This is a genomic window from Ferrovibrio sp. (assembly GCF_035304305.1).
In the GTDB taxonomy this organism is placed as follows: Bacteria; Pseudomonadota; Alphaproteobacteria; order Ferrovibrionales; family Ferrovibrionaceae; genus Ferrovibrio.
Genome location: NZ_DATGQG010000095.1, coordinates 51,218 through 58,024 on the forward strand (window position 1 = coordinate 51,218; position 6,807 = coordinate 58,024).

Annotated in this window: 10 protein-coding genes; 3 read left to right on the plus strand and 7 right to left on the minus strand. The window is 68.1% G+C overall.

Going from position 1 to position 6,807, the window contains the following annotated elements; genetic code table 11:
* Window positions 1-76: 76 nt before the first annotated feature.
* From VKZ87_RS11470 to VKZ87_RS11480, 3 genes are all read right to left on the minus strand, one after another.
* Window positions 77-415, minus strand: coding sequence for a hypothetical protein (locus tag VKZ87_RS11470; protein WP_324221396.1), 339 nt, complete (start codon window positions 413-415; stop codon window positions 77-79).
* Window positions 416-520: 105 nt separating this feature from the next.
* Window positions 521-835: a hypothetical protein gene (locus VKZ87_RS11475; protein ID WP_324221397.1), complete on the minus strand. Its 315-nt coding sequence runs from the start codon at window positions 833-835 to the stop codon at window positions 521-523.
* A 117-nt stretch (window positions 836-952) separates the two neighbouring features.
* Window positions 953-1,243, minus strand: a complete 291-nt coding sequence (locus VKZ87_RS11480) for a hypothetical protein (protein WP_324221398.1) — start codon at window positions 1,241-1,243, stop codon at window positions 953-955.
* Between the two features lie 75 nt (window positions 1,244-1,318).
* Here VKZ87_RS11480 and VKZ87_RS11485 point away from each other — a divergent pair, with 75 nt between their 5' ends.
* Together VKZ87_RS11485 and VKZ87_RS11490 are read left to right on the plus strand one after the other, a co-directional pair.
* Window positions 1,319-1,684, plus strand: a complete 366-nt coding sequence (locus tag VKZ87_RS11485) for a hypothetical protein (RefSeq protein ID WP_324221399.1) — start codon at window positions 1,319-1,321, stop codon at window positions 1,682-1,684.
* The gene (locus VKZ87_RS11490) at window positions 1,681-1,812 is read left to right on the plus strand and encodes a hypothetical protein (protein WP_324221400.1); all 132 of its coding nucleotides are present in this window, start codon (window positions 1,681-1,683) and stop codon (window positions 1,810-1,812) included. The genes VKZ87_RS11485 and VKZ87_RS11490 overlap by 4 nt, the downstream gene beginning before the upstream one ends.
* 10 nt (window positions 1,813-1,822) lie before the next feature.
* Here the strand turns inward: VKZ87_RS11490 and pssA are convergent, their stop codons facing one another.
* The 3 genes from pssA to VKZ87_RS11505 form a co-directional block, all read right to left on the minus strand.
* Entirely contained in the window at window positions 1,823-2,686 is an 864-nt protein-coding gene (gene pssA / locus VKZ87_RS11495) for a CDP-diacylglycerol--serine O-phosphatidyltransferase (protein ID WP_324221401.1), read from the minus strand.
* Between the two features lie 40 nt (window positions 2,687-2,726).
* The gene (locus VKZ87_RS11500; RefSeq protein WP_324221404.1) at window positions 2,727-3,458 is read right to left on the minus strand and encodes a phosphatidylserine decarboxylase; all 732 of its coding nucleotides are present in this window, start codon (window positions 3,456-3,458) and stop codon (window positions 2,727-2,729) included.
* Window positions 3,459-3,727: 269 nt separating this feature from the next.
* Window positions 3,728-5,566: an ABC transporter ATP-binding protein/permease gene (locus tag VKZ87_RS11505; RefSeq protein WP_324221402.1), complete on the minus strand. Its 1,839-nt coding sequence runs from the start codon at window positions 5,564-5,566 to the stop codon at window positions 3,728-3,730.
* Between the two features lie 166 nt (window positions 5,567-5,732).
* Between VKZ87_RS11505 and VKZ87_RS11510 the strand changes: the two genes are divergently transcribed.
* A complete protein-coding gene (locus VKZ87_RS11510) occupies window positions 5,733-6,581 on the plus strand; it encodes a fumarylacetoacetate hydrolase family protein (protein WP_324221403.1) in 849 nt (282 codons plus the stop codon).
* Between the two features lie 81 nt (window positions 6,582-6,662).
* Here the strand turns inward: VKZ87_RS11510 and VKZ87_RS11515 are convergent, their stop codons facing one another.
* A complete protein-coding gene (locus VKZ87_RS11515; protein WP_324221405.1) occupies window positions 6,663-6,797 on the minus strand; it encodes a hypothetical protein in 135 nt (44 codons plus the stop codon).
* Window positions 6,798-6,807 lie beyond the last annotated feature (10 nt).

Consider the following 6,807-nt stretch of genomic DNA (forward strand, 5'->3'; position numbering starts at 1 on the left):
CATGTGCCGGGCAGCATCAAGATTCGTCAAAAGCCGGGCCGGATTCAAGGGGGTGGGTTGTCGCAGGGTCCGCCGCTCAGGCGCTGCGCAGGCGGGCCTCCAGATTGCGCGGGCGCATGCGCTGGGTGACCCGCGCCACCATCGCCGCGGCCTGGGCGCGGGCGACGAAATCGTCCAGCAGCCGCAGCATCTGCGGCGACACCGGATCCTGGCCGCGCAGGATCAGCGCCAGGCCGCCGCGCGACAGGTCGAAGCGTTTCGCCAGGACATCGAAGGCAATCTCATGCTGCTGGCAGGCCTGCAGCACCAGCGGCTGCACGTCGCGCGCGAAGAACAGCCGCGAGCCGGATTCGATGGTGGGCAGGCCGCGGGAACGCAGGCCATGGCGCTTGATCTGCTGGTCCAGGTGAGTCACGTCCCTACTCCTTTGCTTGGCCCGACGACCCGGTGCTTGCTGCGGGGAGAAGTGCGGTCGTCAGGCAGGCGGGACGGTAGCCGCAGCGATGCGGCTTGCGTGTGATCAGGCTGTGGCGTTGCCCAGGCTGCGCGCGATGAAGTCTTCCAGGATGCGGCGGGTCTGCGGCGTAAGCGGCGCGCGGCCGCGCAGGATGTCCGCCAGCTCGGCGCGCGGCACGCTGAAGCGCGTGGCGAAGAGATCGAAACCGAGCCGCCGCGCCCGGCAGGCCCGCAGCACCATCGGCTCGACGTCGCGGGCGAAGTACAGCCGGCCGTCGCGCTCGACGGTCTCGAGCGACATGGCATCGGGCAGCAGGGCCGGCGGCGGCGGCCGGCGCGGCGGAGAGAGGAATGGCGGAGAGAAGCTTTGCAGACTCACGGCATCGGCCTCCTGCCCGGCGGCAGGAGCGCAGCCCGGCACGGGCTCAACATCTAGCCCGGAGTCGCGTGTCCGTGCTGTGACCGGTCTGTGGCCGGGGGGACTCAGTTTTTGGAATCAGACGCTGAGATCGGCCTTGCTGCCCATGCCGCGCGGGCGCAGGCCGGCGCGGGTGGTTTTGGCCTCGGTGGCGTCGGCGCCGCGATCGGCATCCTTGCCCTTCTTGCCCCGGGCGCCTTCCGAGCCGCCGCTGTTGCCCGAGGCGCCGGCCGCCATGCGGGTATCGGCCCGGACGGGAACGGCCGTCACCGCCGCGGCCGCCTGGACCGGGTTCGGCGCCTGCTGTGCCGTGGGCGTGGCAGCCTGCGGCAGCGGCATCGAGGTGACGGGCGGGACGAACATGCTCATATTTCACATGTAGTGGTGTGACAATGCCTTGACAAGCCCTTATCTTTCCGACGCAGGTAGACCCGAATCACCCCCTTGCCCAGATCAGAGGAGGCCGTTCTGGCCAGATCCGCCCCCAAACCCGGCCTGCTGGCCCGGCTGTTCGGCCCGTCCGGCCCGAAGCCGGCCACCCCGGCCCGGCGCTATACCGGCCCGGCCAAGGATGCCGAGACCGGCCGGCTGCGCGCCCAGCTGCAGCAGCAGATCCGCAGCCTGCGGGCGAAGCTGAATCCGCAGCTGCTGCGGGTGGCCGAGACGATCGCGCAGAAGGGCCCGCCCACCACCGACCAGGACCGCGCCCAGATGGCGATCGGGCTCTTCCTCGCCCAGAAGAAGGACGGCGGCGACTATCTCGCCCGGCTGAAGCAGAAGCTGGACGAGCAGAAGCGCAGGAGCCATTGATCCGCCTGCCCGCCCATGCCGCGCTGCTGGCGATCGACGCCGCCGAGCTGGTGCACGAACGCTCGCTCGCCGATCTCTCGGGCGAATACGCAACGATCGTGACCGCTGCGGACCTGACGCGGGCTTAATGCAGGACGCCTAATGGAGCACGGAGGGCGGCGGCGGCGTGTCGCTGTCCGGGTTTTCCACCGGGGCGTTTTCCGTATCGGTCACCGGCAGATCGGCGGCGCCCCGCGCGGCGGCAGCGGCATCGCTGCTGCGGAAGCGGTTATAGGCGCGGATCGAAAACGGGATCGTGGCCAGATAGGCGATGCCGAGCAGGCTCAGCGTCACCCAGGGCTGGTTCAGCAGCGCGGCGGCAAGCAGGCCTGCAGCCAGCAGCACGAGGCCGACATACTGGCGCTGCACCCGCACCCGCTTGAAGGAGAAGGTCGGCACCTGGCTGATCATCATGCCGCCGACCGCCAGCAGCCAGATCGCGTTCAGCGCCGGCGAGCGGAACGCGTCGCTTTCCACCTCGAAGCTGATGATCAGGAAGAGCAGCGCGATGCCGGCGCCGGCCGGCGAGGGAATGCCGGTGAAGAAGCTGCCGGTCCATTGCGGCTTCTCGACATCGTCCAGCGCGGTGTTGAAGCGCGCCAGCCGCAAAGCCGTGCAGACGCTGTAGGCCAGCACGACCAGCCAGCCGGTATTGCCCGAGCCGAGATCGTGCAGGGTCCAGAAATACAGCACCATGGCCGGCGCGACGCCGAAGGACAGGAAATCCGACAGCGAGTCGAGTTCGGCGCCGAATCGCGAGGCGCCCTTGAGCAGCCGCGCCACGCGGCCGTCCAGCATGTCGAACAGGGCCGCCACGGCAATGGCGCCGACGGCGAACTTGAACTGCCCGAGCAGGGCGAAGCGGATCGCGGTGAGGCCGGAACAGAGCGCGATGATGGTGAGGAAGTTCGGCGCCAGCATGTTGAGCGGCAGCTTGCCGAGCTGCCGCGGCGGCCGGATCATCCTGTTACCCTCTTTCCACGGCATCGGCCGGCGCCCCGCGCTAGCGCACTTCGCCGACGCGCGGCTGCGCGGTGGAATTGTCCTCGGCGATCACCGTCTCGCCGCCGATGGTCCTCTGGCCGACGATCACCAGCGGCACCATGCCCTCGTCGAGATAGACGTCGACGCGGCTGCCGAAGCGGATCATGCCGAAGCGCTCGCCCGCCTTCAGCTCGCGGCCCTCGCGGGCGTCGCAGAGGATGCGGCGCGCCACCAGGCCGGCGATCTGCACCACGGCGATCTCCTTGCCGTTGTTCAGCCGGATCTTCAGCGCCTGGCGCTCGTTATCGACGCTGGCCTTGTCCAGCGCGGCATTGAGGAAGCTGCCCGGACGGTAGGCGGTGGCGGTGACCGTACCGTCCACCGGCGAGCGGTTCACATGCACGTCGAAGACATTCATGAAGATGGAGATGCGCTGGCGCGGATCGGTGCCCATGCCGAGTTCCTCCGGTGGCACCGCGCGCTCGATCATCTGCACCACGCCGTCGGCCGGCGCGATCAGCAGGTTCTCGGCCACCGGCGTGACCCGCGGCGGATCGCGGAAGAAATAGGTGCACCACAGCGTCAGCACCACGCCGAGCCAGCCAAGCGGCTCGGCGATCAGGAACAGCACGACGGTGACGGCGACGAAGATCGCGATGAACTTGTGCCCCTCGCGGTGGATCGGCACCAGGACGGAACGGATGGTGTCCATGAACGTGTAAGCCTCGGCTGTTCGTTTCCGGCCGGTAATCTAGGTGCTGCGGGCCGTCATATAAAGGGGCGGCGGGTCCCTGCCGGCCGGCCCTGCTTCACAAAAACCCTCACCTTCGGGCGAAGTCCGAGGGTCCATTCCCGCCCTCCGCCGCGCCGACAGGGCAATGGACCCTTGGAGACGGCACCTTTCTCCTCCGTCATGCCCGGGCCTGTCCCGGGCATCCACGTCTTTACCCCCGCGCAAAAAGAATGCGTGGATGGCCGGCACCAGCCCGGCCATGACAACGAACTCTTAATTCCATCGGCTCACTTCGCCGCCTCCACCGCCGCCGGCGCCGCATTCGGGCGGTCGGATGCGATCGGCTCGCCGGCCTCGCGGGCTTCCTGCTGCTTCTGCCACAGCGCCGCGTAGAGGCCGCCCTGGGCGAGCAGGTCGTGGTGGCGGCCGCGCTCGGCGATGCGGCCCTCGTCGAGCAGGATGATCTCGTCGGCATCCACCACGGTGGAAAGCCGGTGCGCGATCACCAGCGCGGTGCAGCCTTCCGCCGCGCGGGCGAGCGCCGCCTGGATCTCGCGCTCGGTATGGGTGTCCAGCGCCGAGGTCGCCTCGTCGAACACCATGATCCGCGGCTTCTTCAGCAGGGCACGGGCGATCGCCACGCGCTGCTTCTCGCCGCCCGAGAGCTTCAGCCCGCGCTCGCCGACCATGGTCTGCATGCCGTCGGGCAGCTGCGCGATCAGGTGATCGAGCTGCGCCGCGCGCGCCGCCTCGGCCACCTCCGCGTCGCTGGCCTCCACGCGGCCGTAGCGGATGTTGTAATGGATCGTGTCGTTGAACAGCACGGTGTCCTGCGGGACGATGCCGATGGCCCGCCGCAGCGAGAGCTGGCTGACCTCGCGGATATCCTGGCCGTCGATGCGGATGCTGCCGCTGGTGACGTCGTAGAAGCGGTAGAGCAGCCGCGACAGCGTCGACTTGCCGGCGCCGGAAGCGCCGACGACGGCTACCTTGGCGCCGGGCGCGACGCGGAAGCTGACACCCTTCAGGATCGGCCGGCGCGGATCATAGGCGAAGCCGACATTGTCGAAGACCAGCTCGCCATGCGGCACCTGCAGCGCCGGCGCGCCGGGCCGGTCCTCCACCTCCTGCGGCACGTCGAGCAGGCTGAACATCTGCTCCATGTCGACCAGGCCCTGCTTGATCTCGCGATAGGCGAAGCCGAGGAAGTTGAGCGGCAGGTAAAGCTGGATCAGATAGGCATTGACCATGACGATGTCGCCCAGCGTCATGGTGCCATCGCGCACCCCCAGCACGGCGAGGCTCATCACCGCGACGAGGCCGCCGGCGATGATGAAGCCCTGGCCGAGGTTGAGCAGCGCCAGCGTGGTCTGGCTCTTCACCGCGGCCTTCTCGTAGCGCGCCAGCGCCTCGTCGTAGCGCCGCGCCTCGTGGGCCTCGTTGGTGAAATACTTCACCGTCTCGTAGTTGAGCAGCGAATCGATGGCGCGGGTATTGGCGCGCTGGTCCTCGTCGTTCATCTGGCGCCGGAACTTGGTGCGCCATTCGGTGATCACCAGCGTGTAGAGGATGTAGCCGCCGATGGTGACCACGGTGATCACCGCGAAGGTCCAGCCGTAGAACCACCAGAGAATGCCGCCGACCAGCGCGATCTCCACCAGCGTCGGCAGGATGTTGAAGGTCATGAACTGCAGCACGAACTGGATGCCCTTGGTGCCGCGCTCGATGACGCGGGAGAGCCCGCCGGTCTGCCGCTCGAGATGGAAGCGCAGGCTCAGCGCATGCAGATGGTCGAAGACCTGCAGCGCGAGGTCGCGGATCGCCGCCTGCGCCACCTTGGCGAAGACGGCATCGCGCAGCTCGCCAAAGGCCTGGGCGCCGATGCGGGCGATGCCGTAGGCCAGCACGAACATCAGCACCGCGCCGACCGCGATGTCGCCGGCGCTGAGGCCGGTATCGAGCAGGTCGACGGCGCGCTTGAAGAGATACGGCACCACGACGTTGAACAGCTTGGCCGCCACCAGGAAGAGCAGGGCGATGACCACGCGGCGGCGCAGGTCGGGCCGGCCGGCGGGCCAGAGGCGGGGCAGCAGGGTGGCGAGGAAGGGATTGCGGCTGGCGGGCATGTCCGGTCGGGGCGGTCTGGGGCTCGGCGTTATCTACTGCGGTTCAGTGTAATGGAAAGTCCCGGCCCGGCGTTCCGGGAAAAGAGTGAGCCTTGTCACGTTCCGGAGCACATCTTATTGTTCGTCCCTCCAACAATCCATCCAACCCGGCAGGGAGCGTGTTTCGATGAAAGTGGTCAGCTTCGTCCGCAACGGCAAGGCAACCTACGGCGTGGTCGCGGGCGACGGAATCGTCGATGTCGGCGCGAAGCTGGGCGGCAAATACGCCGATCTCGCCGCCGTTTTGCAGGCCGGCGCGCTGGCCGAGGTGGAAGCCGCCGCGAAAGGTGCCGCGGCCGACGTGAAATTCGAGGGCACCACGCTGCTGCCGGTGATCCCCAATCCGGGCAAGATCCTCTGCGTCGGCGTGAACTATGACGAGCATCGCCGCGAGATGGGCCGCGAGCCGCCGGGCCATCCGACCATCTTCGTGCGCTTCCCCGAAAGCCAGGTCGCCCATGGCCAGCCGACGCTCAAGCCGGCCGAATCCGACCGCTACGACTACGAGGGCGAGCTGGCCGTCATCATCGGCAAGGAAGGCTTCAAGGTCTCCGAGGAGAACGCGCTCGACATCATCGCCGGCTATTCCTGCTACATGGACGGCTCGGTGCGCGACTGGCAGACCCATACCAGCCAGTTCACCCCGGGCAAGAACTTCCCGGCCACGGGCGGCTTCGGCCCCTGGATGGTGACGGCCGACGAGATCCCCGATCCGCAGGCGCTGATGCTGGAGACGCGGCTGAACGGCCAGACGGTGCAGAAGTCCGGCACCGACCTGATGACCTTCAACGTGCGCAAGATCATCCGCTACATCACCACCTGGCTGCCGCTGAAGCCCGGCGACGTGATCGCCACCGGCACGCCGGGCGGCGTCGGCACCAAGCGCAACCCGCCGCTCTACATGAAGGACGGCGACGTGATCGAGGTCGAGATCAGCAAGGTCGGCCTGCTGCGCCATCCGGTGAAGAACGCGTAAAGCGGACATCGGCTTTCCTTCCGAAAAGCGCGGCGGCAACGCCGCGCTTTTTTGTGTGCCCGCTTCCGCGGGGATGACGACTTACGGCCCCGCCAGCGCGATCTCGACGCGCTCCTTGCCCTTGCCGATGTTGACGCGTTTCAGCCTGATGGCGCCGATCTCGCCGGTGCGCCTGAGATGCGTGCCGCCGCAGGGCACGGCGGCGAAGTCACGGATCTTCCAGTAG

Bases quoted from the DNA above. Each gene is read 5' to 3' on its own strand.
- VKZ87_RS11510 (WP_324221403.1), top strand. From the start codon at position 5,733: ATGAAAGTGGTCAGCTTCGTCCGCAACGGCAAGGCAACCTACGGCGTG.
- VKZ87_RS11505 (WP_324221402.1), bottom strand. From the start codon at position 5,566: ATGCCCGCCAGCCGCAATCCCTTCCTCGCCACCCTGCTGCCCCGCCTC.
- pssA (WP_324221401.1), bottom strand. From the start codon at position 2,686: ATGATCCGGCCGCCGCGGCAGCTCGGCAAGCTGCCGCTCAACATGCTG.
- VKZ87_RS11480 (WP_324221398.1), bottom strand. From the start codon at position 1,243: ATGAGCATGTTCGTCCCGCCCGTCACCTCGATGCCGCTGCCGCAGGCT.